Consider the following 18,431-nt stretch of genomic DNA (forward strand, 5'->3'; position numbering starts at 1 on the left):
AAAGGCTGCGCAATGTTCACTTCAGAACCGCGCAGCCTTTAATTTTTAATTTCTAATTTTTAATTCTAATTCTCCAGCCTTCCCATCTTGTAGGTTCCTTTCCGTATCACTTTTCCGTTCTTGTCCGTTTCCACGAACGGACCGTGTTTTTTGCCTTGTTTGAAGAAGCCTTCATAACGGTTTCCGTTCTTGTCTTCCTGGATGCCGCTACCTTCTTCCATACCGTTCACAAAACCTCCTTTATATTTGGTTCCATCGGTCTGAATCAGGGTACCCTGGCCGTTGAACTTATTGTCTTTCCATTCACCTTCGTAAGAGTCACCTACATTCCATTTGTAAGTACCGTATCCGTCGCGTTGGTTATCTTTCCAATTACCTTCGTAAACGGCGCCGCTTGCCCACGTAAATGTGCCGTGGCCTTCCTGCTTTCCATCCTTGAAGCTGCCCACATACTTGTTGCCGCTGGCATGGTAATAAATGCCCTCTCCGGTACGTTCACCTTGAACATAAGAACCTTCGTAACGGTCGCCGGTATGGAAAAAGTAAATACCTTTGCCATGCTGCATGTCGTCCTTCCAGTCACCTACGTATTTGTCGCCGTTGGCATATTCAAAAGTTCCTTTACCGTCCCGGACATCATTTTTCCATCCCCCGTCATATTTGGAACCGTCATTCCAGGTCAGTGTTCCTTTGCCGTCTTTCTTGTCATTCTTCCACGAGCCTACATACTTGGAACCGTTCTTCCAGGTATACGTTCCCTGGCCTTCGCGTTTATCATTCACCCAGTCACCCTCATAAATATCACCATTGTAATAGTACATGATTCCTTTACCGTGCTGGTAATCCTGAAACCACATGCCGTCGTAACGGTTGTTATTCATAAAATAGTAGATACCCTTGCCATGCTGCTGGTCTTGAAACCATTGTCCCTCATACTTTTCACCGTCGGGAAACATATATGTACCGTAGCCTTCACGCTTGCCCTTCACATACTCACCCTCGTAGACGTCGCCGTTCTTAAAAACGGTCTTCCCCTTTCCATTGGGCTTGCGGCCTTTTATTTCACCGGTATAGACGGCCCCGTTGTCTTTGAACGTATAGGTGCCTATCTTTATCTCCGAAGAGAATGTACTTTTCACTTTATCGAAAAAGCCGCTTTTTTTTCCTGGGCAGTGGCTCCGCCTTGACATAAGAAAGCCAGAATGAGTGCAGTATATAGATATTTCATTAATTGATAGTTGATAATTGATAGTTGATAATTGACAAAGGTAGGATTTATCCGGTAAAATGATACGATAACTCCCGCTTTTTATGACATTTTTTTGCCGCACACTATTTCTTTTAATTTCTCTTTGCATAAATGCCGCCCTGCAAGTTCACGGATTTCTTGTGGTGTAACCTCCTTGACAGCATCCAGTGCTTCGGCAAAGTAAGTATCCTGCAAGCCCGATACCTGCACAAAAATCCAGGCATCCGCCAGCGAGAATGCAGATTCATAACTACGGCACATGTCTCCCAACATATAATTCTTCACCATGGAAAGTTCTTCATCGGAAACCAACTCGTTCTGAAGGCGGTCTATTTCATGATAAACCTCACCGACAAGAGGCTCCACAAATTCGTTGGCGGCTTCGGCACTGACCGCCAGCACTCCCTGCCCCGGATAGGGTATGATGGCTGCGGAGATACCGTACGTGTACCCTTTATCTTCCCGGATATTGGACATCAGGCGACTGCCGAAGTAGCCCCCGAACAGTGTGACCAGCACGCGGGCCTTCAAGTAGTCCGGATGATTGCGGTCCAGGGAAAGCATGCCCATACGGACAGCACTCTGCAGGGCGTCCGGACGTTCGATGAAGATACGTTTTCCGGAGGTGGTCACCGGATGGAATTCTGTCTTTTCCGGTTTGCGGAAATCCGTACCGAAAGCCTCGCAGCCAAACAAGGACTCTATCCTGCGGATGCAATCACCGGTTACCTTACCCGAGAGATAGATGCTGCAATTATTGGAATGATAGTGACGGTCATAAAACTCGCGTAGCACCACAGGGTGATGCGCCGATAATCCTCTTCCTGCACCAGACGTCCGCCGGGATGCTGCCCGCCGTACAAAGCCTTCACCAATCCGCGGTGTGCCAGAAAGTCCACCTTGGAAGAGTTGACAAGAAACTGCTGGATATTGTTGTCTACAATCACTCCCAGCTCTTTCTCGGGAAATACCGGCTCTTTGACGATAGACTCCAATATGTCAAGCGTTTGGGGAAGGTATTTATTCAGAGAATAAAGGGTGACATAGGCATACTCGGATGCACTGGACAATTCCAGCCAGGCTCCATAATAGTCCAGCTTTTCTGCTATCCGGGCGGCATCGTAGCGTCGGGTTCCCTCGCGAAGCATACGGTTCGTAAACAACGCCTGCAAAGGCTGTTTCTGTTGCCATCGGCCGCCTGCCATGAGGAGATCGATACGTGTCACCTCATTGTCACCGGCATTGAGCACACTCAATGGCACGCCGTTAGGCAACTTGACACGTTCCGGTCTTTGCACTGCCAGTTGTTCCGGTTCAAGAATCCGGGGTTGGTCACTTCGGTTCAGCATGGGCTTTCGGGTTTACAGCCCGTGGCTTTTAAGGAATTCTTCCGCCCGTTCCAAATCCTGAGGAGTATCTATGCCGATAGTTTCCACATCCGTGACACCTACCTTGATGGTATATCCGTTTTCCAGCCAACGAAGCTGTTCCAATGATTCGGCAATCTCGAGGGATGACTGCGGAAGGGCGGTTATCTCTTTCAGTACCTCCACGCGATAGGCATAAAGGCCGATATGCTTATAATACGTATGGTTCTCCAGCCACTCCTCCTTCGCCGCATTGCGCTGGTAGGGAATGATGGAACGGCTAAAATAGAGGGCATTCCTGTTCTTATTGAGCACAACCTTCGGAGAGTTCACGTTTTCCAGCGCCTCGAAACCATTATCCACCGTAAAGGGTTTCACCAGAGTGGCTATCTGGGTGGCCGGGTCGTCGAAACATGCTTTGACGGCTTGTAACTGCGAAGGCTGGATGAAAGGCTCATCCCCCTGGATATTCACCACGACATCAAACTTTCCTCCTATTTTTGTACAAGCTTCCTGGCAGCGGTCAGTGCCGCTTTTATGTTCGGTGGAAGTCATTACCACCTTTCCTCCGAATGCCTTTACTGCGGCTTCAATACGCTCATCGTCCGTAGCCACGTATGCATCGTCCAAGATTCCTGCCACTTGCTCGTATACCCGCTGTATCACGGTTTTTCCGCCCAACACCGCCAATGGCTTGGCCGGAAAACGCGTAGACGCGTAACGGGCAGGTATGATTCCTAAAAATTTCATTTTCAATCTTCGTTTTTTTTAAAATGAGGGTGTGTCCGAAAGTGTTCATATACTATCGACACATCTCCTTATATTCTTTATTAATTATAACAGTTGTTTCAATCCTCGCAGGATATAATCACGTTTCAAATCTTTTGGCTTATAGACAGTCCCGTCACAGGATAGCAAGTCTATATCCAGCCGTACAATTTCCTGCTCCTTCTCTTCGGGTTTCCTTCCGGCTTCCCGTTCGATGGCTTTCAGGCAGGCAATGACTTCCTCTGCTGGATTATCGGAAGCGAAGCATGCCACCTGATTGGAGAACAGGTTCGGACAGTGAAAGAACAAAGGTGCCGTCTCCTCCTCTTCCGAGAAACGTATTCCGGGAAAAAGTTCCGTCAAGCGTCTGCGGGCCAGTTCCATGTTCTCCCTCCGCTGCTCGTTGCTCCCAATACTAATCGTATAGTCCACTTTCAACTTTCACCTTTCAGCTAATTAAACAGTTCGTCGAGTCCCTCTACCGGTTCTTCGATATGGGTATCTCCTTCCAGGTTTATATCATCCTTGCACGGGTCGTAGCCTTCGGGCAACTGGAATGTTTCATTTTCATCATATCCCAGAGACTTGTCACCGAGCACTTTCACCATGTATTTGGTCCAGATAGGCAATGCCATGGAAGCACCTTGTCCGTGAAGCATCGTATCGAAGTGAATGTCGCGGTCCTCACCGCCCACCCAGCAACCGGACACAAGCGAAGGCGTGAAGCCCATAAACCAGCCGTCGGCATTGTAGTTCGTCGTTCCGGTCTTGCCGCCCATGTCGGCTTTCACCCCCAGACGGCGCACACGGCCTCCGGTACCTTCGTTGACAACGGCACGCAGCATGACCAGCATCTTGTAAGCGCTGGATACACTGATGACTTCCTGCATTTCGGGAGCAAAGGTTGCCAGCACGTTTCCATCATTGTCCTCGATGCGGGTCACAAACAGCGGAGCTACCCGGATACCCTTGTTGGGAAATGCGGTATAGGCACTTACCATCTCGCCGACGGAAATCTCGCACGGGCCCAGACAGAGTGAAACGGAAGGTACTATGTCACGGTTGCGGACACCGAAAGTATGTATCAGACGTTTCAGGTTATAGGGATTCAGTTTGCTCATGAGATAGGCCGTAATCCAGTTGTCCGAGTTTGCCAGCCCCCACTTCACAGTCACCATGTCACCAATCAGCTTTTTGTTGGCATTACGCGGCGTCCACGGTTTTCCGTTTTCATCGAACAAGGTATATTCCACATGGCGCACCTCGTCGCAAGGCGAAAAGCCGTTCTCCATGGCCAGTGTATAAAGGAAAGGTTTTACCGTGGAGCCTATCTGGCGGCGTCCCACCATGGCCATGTCGTACTGGAAGTAATGGTAGTTCGGCCCGCCTACGTATGCCTTTACGTGTCCGTTGCGCGGATTCATGGACATGAAGCCGGCGCGAAGGAAGAACTTGTAGTAGCGGATGGAATCCATCGGGGTCATAATGGTGTCTTTCTCCCCTTCCCAACTGAATACGGACATCTCCTCCGGGGTGTCGAAGGCTTTCTTTATTTCAGCTTCGGTGGCTCCGGCTTTCTTCATGATGCGGTAGCGGTCGGACAACCTCATGGCACGTCCCAGAATCTCGTCCACCTGCTCCTGGGTCAGACGGAAGGTGTAGGGAGCTTTCTTGGCCCCTTTCTTTTCTTTGAAGAAGTAACCTTGCAGTTCCTTCAGATGCTCCGTCACGGCATCCTCGGCATACTGCTGCATACGCGAGTCGAGCGTGGTATAGATTTTCAGCCCGTCGGTGTAGAGGTTGTATTTGGTACCGTCTTTCTTGGTATTCTTTTCGCACCATCCAAAGAGCGGATTGTTCTCCCAATCGAGTGAATCCTCGTAGTATTTCTGCATCTGCCAACCGCGGTAATCAGCCTTCTCGGGCTTCTTGGCGGTGAGCACGCCGCGCAGGTATTCGCGGAAATAAGTGGCCAGCCCTTCCTTGTGGTCCACACGGTTGTACTTCAGTTTCAGAGGCAATGCCTGGAGGGAGTCGCGCTCGGCTTCCGTAATATATCCCGCTTTCCGCATCTGGTCGAGCACCACATTGCGCCGTCCACGGGAACGTTCATTGTAGCGCACCGGATTATAGAGAGACGGATTCTTACACATGCCCACCAACGTAGCCGCTTCTTCAATCTTCAGATCCTTCGGTTCGCAACCGAAGTAGGTAAAGGCAGCGGTCTTGATGCCTACCGCATTGTTCAGGAAGTCGAACTTGTTGAGATACATGGTGAGGATTTCCTCTTTTGTATAGTAACGTTCCAGCTTTACGGCAATCACCCATTCGATAGGCTTCTGGAACAGGCGTTCCATCACATTGCCGGCACTGGGAGAATAAAGCTGCTTGGAAAGCTGCTGGGTGATGGTACTGCCACCGCCGGCATTCTTCTGCATCAGGATACCGCGCTTCACTACGGCACGCGTCAAGGCATAGGCATCGATGCCCGAATGTTCGGTAAAACGCACGTCTTCCGTAGCAATCAAGGCGTTGATGATATTGGGCGACAAATCATCGTATCCCACGAACACGCGGTTTTCCTTACTGTATGAATAGGTGCCCAGCACTTTCCCGTCATCAGAAAAGACTTCCGTAGCAAACTTGTAATTCGGGTTTTCCAGGTCTTCCACCGGAGGCATATAGCCTATCCAGCCCTTGGCTATGGAAAAGAATATAAAGACACACACCAGCGCAATCAGTGCGATGAAAATCCATAGGATTTTGACGACTTTCCTTATCATGTTTCAGTTGCTAAAATCAAAGTTCAATAATAGGGCAAAGGTACGGAAATATATTGGATGTGCCTATGCTTTTTATATCTTTTTCAGGATAAGCTTTCCGGCATCTGCAAAAAAACGCCCGTTTATTTTAATGGAAACTCTCAATGAATTGCGAAACAATTGCAAAACAATTAGAAAACTTGAAGAAAAAATCGAAAAGAAAAAATATACCGTAATAAGCTATAATACAGATTAAAACAATGAAAACTTGCCCTCGCGCGCGTAAGAGGAGATAAGAATAGAATATAGAATAGAAAAAACGACGTTGTCGTTAAAAAGAACGACGGCGACGGCGTAAAGAGATACCACACTTCACTGTCCGGAATGCCACACTTCGACAAGGCAAACGCTACACTTGAACAGGGCAAATGCCACACTTGAACATTCGCGAAATGCGGCATTTGCCTTGTCGAAGTGTGGCATTCCGGATGATGAAGTGTGGCATTCCGGATGATGAAGTGTGGCATTCCGGACAACAAGCCACACGGTTAAAAAAACAGCCCATATTTCGCAAAAAACTTCCCCGCATATTTCCGTAGCCCGCATATTTTCCGTAACTTTACACTCTCAAAAAGTATAAATGAATTCAACGATATGGAAAACAGAAGTTTAGTCACCATTGCCGAGCATAGCCGGGAAAAAATCCTCTATATGCTTGAGATGGCGAAAGAGTTTGAAGCCCATCCCAACCGGCATATATTGGACGGGAAAGTAGTTGCCACCTTATTTTTCGAGCCTTCCACCCGTACACGCCTCAGTTTCGAGACTGCCGCCAACCGGCTTGGAGCACGTGTCATCGGGTTCAGCGACCCCAAGGCCACCAGCTCATCCAAGGGAGAGACGCTGAAAGACACCATCAAGATGGTGAGCAACTATGCCGACATCATCGTGATGCGCCACCACCTCGAAGGGGCCGCACGCTATGCCAGTGAAGTCACCACCGTGCCCATTGTGAATGCCGGAGACGGTGCCAACCAGCACCCCTCACAGACCATGCTCGACCTCTACTCCATCTACAAGACACAAGGCACGCTGGAGAATCTGAACATCTTCCTGGTGGGCGACCTGAAGTATGGCCGTACCGTCCACTCCCTGCTGATGGCAATGCGCCACTTCAACCCCACTTTCCACTTCATCGCCCCCGACGAGTTGCGGATGCCCGAAGAATACAAAATCTACTGCCGCGAGCACAACATCAAGTACGTGGAACATACGGACTTTACGGAAGAAATCATTGCTGATGCCGACATCCTCTACATGACCCGTGTGCAGCGCGAACGTTTCACCGACCTTATGGAGTACGAGCGGGTGAAGAATGTCTACATCCTGCGCAACAAGATGCTGGAACATACCCGCCCCAACCTGCGCATCCTGCATCCGCTGCCCCGTGTCAACGAAATAGCCTATGATGTGGACGACAATCCCAAGGCATACTATTTCCAGCAGGCACAAAACGGACTGTATGCCCGTGAAGCTATTCTGTGCGATGTTCTGGGCATCACGCTGGATGACATCAAATAACGTAAACAAGTGGAAAACTGAAAGTTGAAAAAAGAAATGAAAAAGCAAGAATTGCAAGTGGCCGCCTTGGAAAACGGCACTGTAATAGACCATATCCCTTCCGAGAGGCTGTTTACCGTAGTCTCCCTGCTCGGACTGGAGCACATGAGCAACAATATCACCATCGGCTTCAACCTCAAAAGTGGTAAGCTGGGTACAAAAGGCATCATCAAGATTGCCGACAAGTTCTTCTGCGACGAAGAGATAAACCGCATTGCCGTGGTAGCTCCCAACGTGAAACTGAACATCATCCGCGACTACGAGGTGGTGGAGAAACGTGAAGTCCGTCTGCCCGAAGAGTTGCGCGGAATCGTGAAATGCGCCAACCCGAAGTGCATCACGAACAACGAGCCGATGCCTACGCTGTTTCATGTCGTGGATAAGGACAACTGCGTCATCAGGTGCCACTACTGCGAGAAGGAGCAGACCAGAGAAGATATTGAAATAATATGAAAGAAGATTGGAAACCCGGAACAATGATTTATCCGCTGCCTGCCGTATTGGTGAGTTGCGGAAGCACTCCGGAGGAATATAACATTCTGACTGTCGCATGGACGGGTACGATTTGCACGAACCCGCCCATGTGCTATATTTCCGTACGCCCCGAACGCCACTCCTACGACATCATCAAGCAGAATATGGAGTTTGTCATCAACCTCACCACGAAAGACATGGCACGGGCCACGGACTGGTGTGGCGTACGCTCCGGAAAGGACTACAACAAATTCGAGGAAATGCATCTGACACCCGGGAAAAGCACCGTAGTCAGCGCGCCTCTTATCGAGGAATCACCGCTTTGCATAGAATGCCGGGTAAAGGAGATTATGGCTCTCGGTTCGCACGACATGTTTATAGCGGATGTGGTAAATGTCCGTGCCGATACCCGTAACCTGAACCCCGAAACCGGCAAACTGGAACTGGCGGAAACGAATCCCCTGGTCTATGTGCACGGCGGATATTATGAGCTGGGAGAAAAGATAGGCAAATTCGGATGGTCAGTGGAGAAAAAGAAGTAATAATGCGATAAAGGTTTTAAGAGATGGAGCTGCGACGAATCTTGATGGGTTTATATCTGTTGGCCTTCCCCGCATGATGTGGGGACAGACTCCGATTGTGCCCGGCACTGCCGACGAAGCGCATTCCGGACACCACAAGGAAACTCCGGTCAATTTCGGCTTCAAAGGCGGTTTCACCTCTTCCTTGTTCCTTGTGTCCCAGTTCAGTGTCAACGGAGTGCCTATTGACGAGGTGCAGAACAATTATAAGATAGGCTATTTCGGCTCCCTTTTCATGCGGATAAACTTCGACCGCCACTTTCTGCAACCGGAAATATCCTACAACATCAACCGGTGCAACATCACCTTCGAGAAACCTCTGCCCGAAGACGCCGCATCAGGAGCCCTGCCGGAGGAAGCCTCCATTACATCGTCCATCCACAGTATAGACATCCCCGTCATCTACGGATACAACTTCATCAAGGAGGGGCCGTACAGCCTTGCCGTCTTTGGCGGGCCCAAAGTGCGCTATATATGGGACCGGAAAAGTGACATCGACTTCGAGAACTTCGACCAGGTGAATATCCGTGAAAGGCTGCGTCCGCTCAATCTCAGCTTCACGGTCGGCGTATCCGTCACCATCTCACGTGTCTTTTTCGACTTCCGTTACGACATGGGGCTGCACAACATCTCCAAGAGCGTGACATACGATATTCCGGCCGACAACAACGCCGCAGACGAAAATACGAAAAACGAAATACGTTTTCACCGCAGGGACAATGTACTGAGTTTTTCTTTCGGAGTGTTCTTTTGACAGTAAATTTCTTCCTTTTCTTTCAATTTATTCATTTATTTCCCGTAAATTTGTGCGCTTAATAAGAGAACACAGATTTATCAAACTTATCTAATAAGCAGAATGAAAAGAGATGATTTAATTTTCGATATTATCGAAAAAGAACACCAACGTCAGCTCAAAGGCATTGAACTGATTGCATCAGAGAACTTTGTAAGTGACCAGGTTATGCAGGCAATGGGCTCCTGCCTCACCAACAAGTATGCTGAAGGATACCCCGGCAAGCGTTACTATGGTGGTTGTGAGGTAGTGGACCAAAGTGAACGGATTGCCATCGACCGCTTGAAACAAATTTTCGGCGCAGAATGGGCCAACGTACAGCCGCACTCCGGTGCACAAGCCAATGCAGCCGTATTCCTCGCCGTGCTCAACCCGGGCGACAAATTCATGGGACTGAACCTTGCACATGGCGGTCACCTCTCCCATGGCTCGCTGGTCAACACTTCCGGTATTATCTATACTCCCTGCGAATACAATCTGAACCAGGAAACCGGACGCGTGGACTATGACCAGATGGAAGAAGTTGCCCTGCGCGAGAAACCCAAAATGATTATCGGTGGCGGTTCTGCTTATTCCCGCGAATGGGACTACAAGCGCATGCGCGAAATCGCGGACAAGATAGGTGCCATCCTGATGATTGACATGGCTCATCCTGCCGGACTGATTGCAGCCGGTGAACTGGATAACCCCGTGAAATATGCCCACATCGTGACCTCCACTACCCACAAGACTCTGCGTGGTCCTCGCGGTGGCGTTATCATGATGGGTAAGGACTTCCCCAACCCCTGGGGCAAGAAGACTCCAAAGGGAGAAATCAAGATGATGTCCCAACTGCTGGATTCAGCCGTATTCCCCGGTATCCAAGGTGGTCCGCTGGAACATGTCATCGCAGCCAAAGCCGTTGCCTTCGGCGAAATCCTGCAACCGGAATGGAAAGAATATGCCAAGCAGGTGAAGAAAAATGCCGCTGTCCTGGCACAAGCCTTGGTAGACCGTGGTTTCACCATCGTTTCCGGCGGTACGGACAACCACTCCATGCTGGTGGACCTGCGCAGCAAATATCCCGACCTCACCGGTAAGGTTGCCGAAAAGGCGCTGGTATCTGCCGACATCACCGTAAACAAGAACATGGTTCCGTTCGACAGCCGTTCGGCTTTCCAGACTTCCGGTATCCGTCTGGGTACTCCTGCCATCACCACCCGTGGTGCCAAAGAAGACCTGATGCTCGAAATTGCCGAAATGATTGAAACCGTCCTGTCCAACGTAGACAACGAACAAGTCATCGCAGAGGTACGTGCACGCGTAAATGCGAAGATGAAAGAATATCCGCTGTTTGCTTATTAATAAGCAAACAGAATTAAAAATTATAGTAGAACAGAAATGATTTGCGAAAAATACGGAGTAACTTACTTCTCCTCCTCCGGGGAGGAGGAGTACCCGTAGGGGGAGGTGGTAGCGATACACTCTGTACTGTTTTTCATTGCTTTATGCTCCCTACCACCCCGCCCTTTGGGCACCCCTCCTCCCCGGAGGAGGGGAATTAAGTTACTCTCTATTTCACTTCTTTTCTTCGCAAGTCATTTCTGTTTGACTATAAAAATAAAGGCTGCGCGGTTCATTCAAAGCGAACATTGCGCAGCCTTTAATTTTTAATTCTTAATTTTTAATTCTAAACGCGCTCCGCGCGTTTAGCTCAGCCCTTCTATATTACCATCCACAATATCAATGTGTTCGGCTTGCGGTTTCTTGGGTAATCCCGGCATACGGAGAATTTCACCGGCGATGGCTACAATCATTTCCGCACCATTATTGACCACAATATCCTTGATGTGGAATTCGAAGTTGTCGACTGCACCGTATATCTTCGGGTCGGCAGAGAAAGAGTACTGCGTCTTGGCGATACAGACGGGGTAATGGCCGATACCCATCTGTTCTATCAGTTTGATAACCTTGCGTGAGTGGAGACTGTAAGTCACTACACTTGCCCCGTAGAGGTTGCAGGCTACCTTTTCAATTTTACGTTCCACGCAATCGTTCTCTTCGTAGGTGAAGGTCAGCGGTTCGGATGGTTTGTTCCCGATAGTATCCACTACCAGATTGGCAAGGTCAACGGCCCCCTCTCCTCCTTTGGCAAAGGCGTTGTTCACGGCAAAACCTACCTCAAGCTTTTCTTTGCAATGGCGGCGGATAGCTTCCACCTCCTCGTCCGTATCACTGGCAAAACGGTTGAATGCCACGATGACCTGCTGGCCGAATGAACGCAAATTGCGTACATGCTTGTCCAGATTGCCGAAGCCCTCTTTTAACCCTTCCAAATTCGGTTCCTTGATGCGGTCCAGACTGACGCCGCCATGCATCTTCAGTCCTTGTGCCGTAGCAACGATTATCGTCAACTTGGGCTGCAAGCCACTCTTGCGGCACTTGATGTTGTAGAACTTCTCCGCACCCAGGTCAGCCCCGAAACCGGCTTCCGTCACTACATAATCGCCGAATGTCATGGCCATTTTTGTAGCAAGAATGGAATTACAACCATGGGCAATATTTGCGAACGGTCCTCCATGAACAAAAGCGGCAGTACCTTCGGTAGTCTGCACCAAGTTGGGGTTGATGGCATCTTTCAACAGTACGGTAATGGCACCGGCCACACCTAACTCCTTCACTGTAAAAGGAGTACCATCGAAACGGAATCCCAGGATAATATTTTCGATACGGCGACGGAGGTCGTCGAGGTCCGTTGCCAGACAGAGAATAGCCATAATTTCGGAAGCCGGGGTAATGTCGAAGCCCGACTCCTCGGTAATGCCGTTGGTGCTCGGTCCCAATCCGGTGACAATGCTCCGCAAGGAACGGTCGTTCACATCGAGTACGCGCCGCCAGATGATTTCTTTCAGTCCGAACCCGTCTGCCTGATGCTGGTACAAATAATTGTCGAGCAAAGCGGAAATCATGTTGTGTGCGGAGGTGATGGCATGAAAGTCGCCCGTAAAATGCAGGTTTATCTTCTCCATGGGAAGCACCTGGCATATCCTCCGCCGGCAGCACCGCCTTTCATGCCGAAGCAAGGACCCAACGAGGGTTCGCGCAAAGCCACAATCGCTTTCTTGCCAATCTTGTTCAGCCCCAATGCCAGCCCGATGGACACGGTTGTTTTACCGATACCCGCTTTCGTAGCCGTGATAGCCGTCACCAGTATCAGATTACTTTTCTTCACTTTCTCTTCATCAATCAGATGCGTAGGAATCTTGGCTATGTAGCGGCCATAGTTCTCTACTTCGTCACGCGGGATATCCACACTTTCAGCCACCTGCTTTATCTTCTTCAGCTCTATGCTGCGGGCTATTTCAATGTCCGATTTCATACAGAGTCTTTTCTTTATATAACAACTTTGATGTTTTGAAAGTTGCAAAAGTACGAAAAATCCCCTACTATTCCATCAGTTTCCCCAGTTTCTCCAACAAACTGCCTTTCCCGTAACCGGACCACATCTCTACAACCTCTCCCTCCGGAGATAAAAACACATAGCGGGGAATGGAGCCTGCGCTATATTTGGCATACAATCCGTGATTGCCTTTCAAGTCATTCAAGTTCCACCAACTGATGGCATGATGGCGCGAAGCTATCTCCCAATTTGTTTTGTCATCAATGCTTATACTTACTACCTCCAAACGGTCTTTATACTTTTGGCTGATTTCCTTCATCTCCGGCAAAGCTTTGAGGCAAGGACCGCAACCACGGCTCCAGAAATCTATCAGCACCGCTTTTCCTTTGAAATCGGACAAGCGGTGTACGTTTCCTTGCAAGTCAAACAAGTCACCATCCGCAGCTTGCTCTTGGGCGGCAACCGTCTGGGCAGGAAATAGAATACAGCGCTTACTATCTTCCTGCAGTTCATATTCTTTATCGATTTTGATTAATTATGAACAATGATACTAAAGAATAAAAGGAATTACGAAAAAAATCGTAACTCCTTTTATTCATATTTAACATCGACCTTTTTTATTGTAACTATTCAACGAATAATTACTTTTTATTTGAACCGCGACGTATCCACCGCCTCCCGTTGCTTCTCCTTATATCCTCCGAACTTATAGGTGAACGATACACCCACTTCGCGGAAGGAGGAGTAACGGTTCGTCACGTTCTGCGTCTGGAAGCGGATGCGGGGAGAAATCTGTCCCGTCTCAAAAATGTCATTGCAGTAGAGGTTGAGGATGGCTTTGTTCTTGGCGAAGCCGTAGCGCAGGGCAATATTCACATGGCCCGACGTGGGCAGGTCGTAGATGCCTGGATGGCTTTGCTATGCACCATTCCGGTCAGTGTCAGCTTCAAATCGGGCTTGGTGGAGAGGGTAAAAGTATTGTTCATCTGGGCAATGCCATAGCATTGTTTTCTGTCGAAAGGAATATCCCAGAAATCACCATCCTTTTCGCGGTGCCACAAGCCGATGAGGGTAAGGCGAGAATTCAACCAATTCTTCAGCTTAAACGGTATAGATACTTGTATTCCTACTTGTTGCTGATAATCAAAATTGAGTGTCTTGTAGATTTCAACCAGACGTTCGGAAGATTGGTAGAGTGTCTGTACAGAGTAGTCCTTGGTGTGGTTGAACCAGGCGCTGAAGATGTATTTGCTTTTCAAAATATAGGTCATTTTCAGCTCATACTCTTGTGCCGGTTTCAGCAACGGATTACCATGCAGCTCAGAGTATCCACCGCCGATGTAAGAGACGGCATCCTGCACGGCCCAGTAGTCGGGATAGTCCTTGTCGCTGCTCAGAGAAAGCTGAAAGATATGTCCCGGTGCCGGCATATAGTTCAAGTTGACAATGGGATACCAGTCCCACTGGTCCCAAACGGGAGTCTTGTAATGCTCCACAGCCAGAGAAGCGTCCAAAGCGAGTTTGTCGCCGAAACTCTTGCTGAAACCTGCATAGATATTCCAAGTTTGCTCGCGGCGGCGGGACTTCATATTGCTCAAAGCATCTGATGAGGTCAACTGTTCACCGGTTTCGGGGTGGTAATAATATTGGTAGCTGTTGTCAATACTGGTAGTGTAGACGGCTCCATAATTCAAGTCCCAGCCTTTCCCCAAGTTATGCTCCTGGGCCAGAAAGAACTTCCAGCGGTTGATGCGCTGACAGTCTTCCGTGTAGAAATCGAGTTCCTCATCCTGCATACGGCTATGCAGTAGTTGGTTGGACGGAGAGCGGTAGTAGGTCAGCTCGGCACCGGCTTTGAGGCCGAAAGGGGTGCGATAGTCCAGACGGCCGTTGTGTAGCCAGTCGGTGCTATTGCTATGAGTTGTGGACACCTGCGTGCCCGTCACGCCCTTCCAGTTGTGGGAGGTGGAATAAGCACCGTTATAGACGAAACTCAGCTGATGGTCCTTGGCGATGTTATAGTCTGCCCCTACCCTGAAGCTATGGGTATGGCTGCGGCCACGGCTCACCTCATCTGTTGTCATGGGGTGAACCGAGCCGTCTGCCAGAGTGTGCACAGCCTCTTTGTCGGTAGTAGAGTAGCCCCGGCCATGGCTGTGCGAGTAAAGAATATCTGCTGAGAATTTATTTTTGCTGAAGAGCAGGCTGGCGCGTTCCTCAAAGCCTTCGTTGTGCTTCTGGCGATACTTGGCATAGAGTTCGCCTTGCCAGGAGCCGAGGCCGCCTGCCGATTGTTTCAGGGTGATATTGATAAGGGCGCCACGCACTTGGTAGCGCGCAGGGGCATTGTACATCACTTCCGCCTTCTCTATGCGGCTGGCAGGGATGCTGCGCAGCAAGGCATAGAGCTGCTCGGTGCTGAGGGTGGTTACTTTGCCGTCCAGAATAACGGTGACTCCCTGGCCTGCCAGTTGCAGCCCGCCATTCATCTCGATGACACCGGGAAGCTCTTTCACGGCATCGTAAGCATTGTCTACGGGGAGGTTCCGGATAAGGCGGGGCAGGTCGTACACCAGCTTGCCTTGCGCCGCCTTTACGATGGGGCGTTCGCCGGTAATCATCACTTCCGGCAAGGTCTGATAAAGACTGTCCAGACGGGCATCGGTCGTGATAAGGCTGTCGGCGCTGAGGATGCGGTTGTCATCGTCATTCTTGGGGGACTGTGCCGAAAGGCTGATGCCAAGGACACAAGCGAACAGGGATAAATAAACTCGTTTCATTTTCATTGAATGTTAGTTCAAAAGTTCACCACAGAGGACACAGAGTCTCACAGAGTTCTATTTCCCAACCTAAAAGACAAGTTCCTATCCTTCCATCCAACGCATCGGAAAACTCTGTGAGACTCTGTATCCTCTGTGGTGAACCTTTTTGCAAAGTACGGCAGAATCAGCAGAAACTTGTGTTATCAGCGGCTTACCAAGTGTTATCCAGTGTTATCGGGAGTGTTATTTAGTCTTATCGGATGATAGGGTTCACAACATTAATCTTACCTTTGTATGTATAAAAGTAACCGGAAACAAACATGAAACTGCCATTCAAATATATTGCCATACTTGTCATCGTCTCCCTGACCGGCATCTTCGCCTACCAAGCCTACTGGCTGACGGGGCTCTACCATACCATGCACGACCAGATGGAACGCGACATCAACGAAGCCATGCGCATGAGCGACTACAACGAGATGATGATACGCGTGGAAAAACTACGGAATGACAGTATCAAAGAAGGAACCGTGAGTGTATCGGCAGGTTATGATAACGACAAGCCCTACGTCAGCAGCTCCACGAGCATCACCACAAACACCCCGAAGCAAGAGCCCGAGAAAGCGGACAGTCTCATTGTGGAAGTGACGGGAGACACCATATCCGAGTACGAGCCTGCCGACTCGCAACGCTCCGCCATGAGAGTCCACGAAGGCATGGACGTCATTCTCGGCAAGCAGAACAACATGCAGAAACTGACGAACTACTTCCAACGTGGACTGCACTCCGGACTGGATGTCATCCTCGACCCGGACCTTGCCATCTACGACAGCCTGCTCACCAGCCTGCTGCGCGAGCAGGGGCTCGACATGCCCTACCGGCTGGAATACCTGTATGCGGGAGGCGGCAGCGGCAACATCCTTCCCTACACCGACACCCTTTCCGTGAAAGGTACCGAGGGGTACACGCCCAGCGCCCAAGCCGTGCAGTACGACTATGCCTTCAACCTACATGGCAGCCAATTGTACCGGCTGACGATAGAACCCGTCACCGCGATTGTGCTACGGCAGATGTCGGGCATTCTCGCCACTTCCTTCATCATTCTCGTGATACTCTCTTTCTCCTTCTGGTTCCTTATCCGCACCATCTTAAAGCAGAAGACCCTGGAGGAAATGAAAAGCGACTTTACCAACAACATCACCCACGAACTGAAAACACCCATCGCCGTGGCCTACGCTGCCAACGATGCCCTGCTGAACTTCAACCAGGCCGAGGAGAAGACGCAACGCGACAAGTACCTGCGCATCTGCCAGGAGCAGCTTCAGCGGCTTAGCGGACTGGTGGAGCAGATTCTCTCCATGAGCATGGAGCGCCGCCGTACGTTCCGCCTCCATCCGGAGGAGCTCTCCCTGCAAGAAATCGTGGAACGCCTCGTAGAGCAACACAAGCTGAAAGCCGGGAAGCCCGTCCACATCTCCACCGACATCGAGCCCCGGGACCTCACCGTCCTTGCCGACCGTACGCACTTCAGCAACATCCTCAGCAATCTGCTGGACAATGCCATCAAATACTCTAACGGAGAAGCCGAAATAGACATCCGCTGCCGACGGATTGCCACCATGGAGCAAGGCGAGCAGACCGAAATATCTGTCAGCGACCGTGGCATAGGCATCGCACCGGAAAAGCTGAAACATATCTTCGACAAGTTCTACCGCGTGCCTACCGGCAATCTGCACGATGTGAAAGGATACGGGCTGGGATTGTTCTACGTAAAGACCATGACGGCCAAACACGGCGGCACCGTGTCCGTGAAGAGTGAACCGGGAAAAGGAAGCACCTTTACCATAAGGGTATAGCCACACCACGCGCCGGTAAGATTTACATTACTTGGTAAGGTGCATTACATTACTTGGTATGACACTTTACATTACTTGTTATAAACACAATGATTATGGAAAAGATAACCGTACTTCTGGTTGAGGACGAACAAACCCTCGCCATGATTATCAAAGACACGCTGGAAGGACAGAACTTCATTATCCACACCGCCGACGACGGTGAAGAAGGGCTGCGCCTATTCTTCAACCTCCGTCCCGACGTACTGGTGGCAGACGTGATGATGCCCCACATGGACGGTTTCGAAATGGTGCGCCGCATCCGGCAGACCGACAAACAGACCCCGGTACTGTTCCTCACCGCCCGCTCCGCCATCAACGATGTGGTGGAAGGGTTTGAGCTGGGTGCCAACGACTATCTGAAGAAACCCTTCGGCATGCAGGAGCTGATGATTCGAATCAAGGCGCTGGCAGGTAAAGCCTTCTCCTTTACAGACGAGAAGCCCAAGGAAAGCACCAGCTTCGAGATAGGCGACTACCGGCTCAACTCCATCACGCAGCGACTTACGTACGTGGGAGTCGCTGCCTCACTGCAGATGCAGACGGAAGTGGAACTCTCCCACCGCGAGTCCGAAATACTGAAACGTCTTTGCGAGAACCGCAACCAGGTGGTCAACACCCAGAACGTATTGCTCGACCTCTGGGGAGACGACAGCTTCTTCAACTCCCGCAGCCTGCATGTGTTCATCACCAAACTGCGGCATAAACTGGCCGGAGACGAGCGCATCCGTATCGTCAATGTGCGGGGAATAGGATATAAACTAATAGTGAACTAAACTAA

General features: G+C 50.0%; 11 protein-coding genes and 4 pseudogenes. 7 read left to right on the forward strand and 8 right to left on the reverse strand.

Annotated features, from left to right (window positions below; all coding sequences use genetic code 11):
* Positions 1–65: 65 nt before the first annotated feature.
* The 5 genes and pseudogenes from JCM16496_RS09160 to JCM16496_RS09180 all read right to left on the reverse strand — a co-directional run bounded on the left by JCM16496_RS09160 (position 66) and on the right by JCM16496_RS09180 (position 6,167).
* Positions 66–1,228: pseudogene (locus JCM16496_RS09160) on the reverse strand (MORN repeat-containing protein).
* An 81-nt stretch (positions 1,229–1,309) separates the two neighbouring features.
* A pseudogene (locus JCM16496_RS09165) lies at positions 1,310–2,598 on the reverse strand (M16 family metallopeptidase).
* 12 nt (positions 2,599–2,610) lie between these two features.
* Complete coding sequence (gene kdsB / locus JCM16496_RS09170; protein WP_025833798.1) at positions 2,611–3,366, reverse strand: 3-deoxy-manno-octulosonate cytidylyltransferase; 756 nt, start codon at positions 3,364–3,366, stop codon at positions 2,611–2,613.
* An 84-nt stretch (positions 3,367–3,450) separates the two neighbouring features.
* The gene (locus tag JCM16496_RS09175; protein WP_025833800.1) at positions 3,451–3,816 is read right to left on the reverse strand and encodes a 2-amino-4-hydroxy-6-hydroxymethyldihydropteridine diphosphokinase; all 366 of its coding nucleotides are present in this window, start codon (positions 3,814–3,816) and stop codon (positions 3,451–3,453) included.
* A 20-nt stretch (positions 3,817–3,836) separates the two neighbouring features.
* Positions 3,837–6,167 (reverse strand): transglycosylase domain-containing protein, encoded by a 2,331-nt coding sequence (locus JCM16496_RS09180; RefSeq protein WP_025833802.1) that lies wholly within the window; start codon positions 6,165–6,167, stop codon positions 3,837–3,839.
* Between the two features lie 633 nt (positions 6,168–6,800).
* On the opposite strand from JCM16496_RS09180, the gene pyrB reads away from it, so the two are divergent.
* The 5 genes from pyrB to glyA all read left to right on the forward strand — a co-directional run bounded on the left by pyrB (position 6,801) and on the right by glyA (position 10,958).
* The gene (gene pyrB, locus JCM16496_RS09195; protein ID WP_025833804.1) at positions 6,801–7,727 is read left to right on the forward strand and encodes an aspartate carbamoyltransferase; all 927 of its coding nucleotides are present in this window, start codon (positions 6,801–6,803) and stop codon (positions 7,725–7,727) included.
* A gap of 36 nt (positions 7,728–7,763) precedes the next feature.
* Positions 7,764–8,219, forward strand: coding sequence for an aspartate carbamoyltransferase regulatory subunit (gene pyrI / locus JCM16496_RS09200; protein ID WP_025833807.1), 456 nt, complete (start codon positions 7,764–7,766; stop codon positions 8,217–8,219).
* Positions 8,216–8,782, forward strand: coding sequence for a flavin reductase family protein (locus JCM16496_RS09205; RefSeq protein ID WP_025833809.1), 567 nt, complete (start codon positions 8,216–8,218; stop codon positions 8,780–8,782). Before pyrI ends, JCM16496_RS09205 begins: the two co-directional genes overlap by 4 nt.
* A gap of 73 nt (positions 8,783–8,855) precedes the next feature.
* A complete protein-coding gene (locus tag JCM16496_RS09210) occupies positions 8,856–9,575 on the forward strand; it encodes a porin family protein (protein ID WP_025833810.1) in 720 nt (239 codons plus the stop codon).
* Between the two features lie 102 nt (positions 9,576–9,677).
* Positions 9,678–10,958, forward strand: coding sequence for a serine hydroxymethyltransferase (gene glyA / locus JCM16496_RS09215; protein WP_025833812.1), 1,281 nt, complete (start codon positions 9,678–9,680; stop codon positions 10,956–10,958).
* 344 nt (positions 10,959–11,302) lie between these two features.
* On the opposite strand, the pseudogene JCM16496_RS09220 reads toward glyA, so the two are convergent.
* The 3 genes and pseudogenes from JCM16496_RS09220 to JCM16496_RS09230 all read right to left on the reverse strand — a co-directional run bounded on the left by JCM16496_RS09220 (position 11,303) and on the right by JCM16496_RS09230 (position 15,773).
* Positions 11,303–12,972, reverse strand: a pseudogene (locus tag JCM16496_RS09220) (formate--tetrahydrofolate ligase).
* Between the two features lie 67 nt (positions 12,973–13,039).
* The gene (locus JCM16496_RS09225) at positions 13,040–13,525 is read right to left on the reverse strand and encodes a TlpA family protein disulfide reductase (protein WP_369346657.1); all 486 of its coding nucleotides are present in this window, start codon (positions 13,523–13,525) and stop codon (positions 13,040–13,042) included.
* A 116-nt stretch (positions 13,526–13,641) separates the two neighbouring features.
* Positions 13,642–15,773, reverse strand: a pseudogene (locus JCM16496_RS09230) (outer membrane beta-barrel family protein).
* Positions 15,774–16,075: 302 nt separating this feature from the next.
* Here JCM16496_RS09230 and JCM16496_RS09235 point away from each other — a divergent pair.
* Positions 16,076–17,611 (forward strand): sensor histidine kinase, encoded by a 1,536-nt coding sequence (locus tag JCM16496_RS09235; RefSeq protein WP_025833816.1) that lies wholly within the window; start codon positions 16,076–16,078, stop codon positions 17,609–17,611.
* 95 nt (positions 17,612–17,706) lie between these two features.
* Positions 17,707–18,426: a response regulator transcription factor gene (locus JCM16496_RS09240; protein WP_025833818.1), complete on the forward strand. Its 720-nt coding sequence runs from the start codon at positions 17,707–17,709 to the stop codon at positions 18,424–18,426.
* Positions 18,427–18,431 lie beyond the last annotated feature (5 nt).

Origin of the sequence: Bacteroides rodentium JCM 16496, assembly GCF_000614125.1 — a bacterium.
Taxonomy (GTDB): Bacteria; Bacteroidota; Bacteroidia; order Bacteroidales; family Bacteroidaceae; genus Bacteroides; species Bacteroides rodentium.

Excerpts from the sequence above, each read along its gene's own strand:
- pyrB (WP_025833804.1), top strand. The coding sequence starts at position 6,801 with ATGGAAAACAGAAGTTTAGTCACCATTGCCGAGCATAGCCGGGAAAAA.
- JCM16496_RS09205 (WP_025833809.1), top strand. The coding sequence starts at position 8,216 with ATGAAAGAAGATTGGAAACCCGGAACAATGATTTATCCGCTGCCTGCC.
- JCM16496_RS09235 (WP_025833816.1), top strand. The coding sequence starts at position 16,076 with ATGAAACTGCCATTCAAATATATTGCCATACTTGTCATCGTCTCCCTG.
- glyA (WP_025833812.1), top strand. The coding sequence starts at position 9,678 with ATGAAAAGAGATGATTTAATTTTCGATATTATCGAAAAAGAACACCAA.
- pyrI (WP_025833807.1), top strand. The coding sequence starts at position 7,764 with ATGAAAAAGCAAGAATTGCAAGTGGCCGCCTTGGAAAACGGCACTGTA.
- JCM16496_RS09180 (WP_025833802.1), bottom strand. The coding sequence starts at position 6,167 with ATGATAAGGAAAGTCGTCAAAATCCTATGGATTTTCATCGCACTGATT.
- JCM16496_RS09240 (WP_025833818.1), top strand. The coding sequence starts at position 17,707 with ATGGAAAAGATAACCGTACTTCTGGTTGAGGACGAACAAACCCTCGCC.
- kdsB (WP_025833798.1), bottom strand. The coding sequence starts at position 3,366 with ATGAAATTTTTAGGAATCATACCTGCCCGTTACGCGTCTACGCGTTTT.
- JCM16496_RS09210 (WP_025833810.1), top strand. The coding sequence starts at position 8,856 with ATGATGTGGGGACAGACTCCGATTGTGCCCGGCACTGCCGACGAAGCG.